The following is a 306-nucleotide window of genomic DNA, read 5'->3' on the forward strand; positions in this document are numbered from 1 at the left end:
AATGGGAATGAATTCAGGAACAGAGTTGACTGGTGTAATTTGCGTCGACGGTATCGCCAATTGCGCATGCGCCTTGATCCAGATACGGACCTGATTGGCGTTCAACTGGTAACGCAAAGCCGTGGCGGCAATGGAAACTCCCGGTTGTTTGCAGGCTTGAATGACCTGAGCCTTGAATTCGGCACTGTGCCGCCGACGCCGTCTTGGTGTATTGTTTCCATCGTCCATCATGTACAAGTGTCCACTTATTAAGTGGACACGATCATCTGCGCTTACGCTCTTAACTTCAAGATGACTTCACCGGAT

General features: G+C 50.0%; 1 protein-coding gene. It reads right to left on the reverse strand.

The genetic code is table 11. From position 1 onward, the window contains the following. The coding region (locus KDM89_RS21415) for a transposase (protein ID WP_212689808.1) at positions 1-231 on the reverse strand (231 nt) is incomplete at its 3' end. Positions 232-306: the final 75 nt, after the last annotated feature.

Source organism: Cognatundibacterium luofuense (genome assembly GCF_018139685.1).
GTDB classification, from domain to species: domain Bacteria; phylum Pseudomonadota; class Gammaproteobacteria; order Burkholderiales; family Burkholderiaceae_D; genus Undibacterium; species Undibacterium luofuense.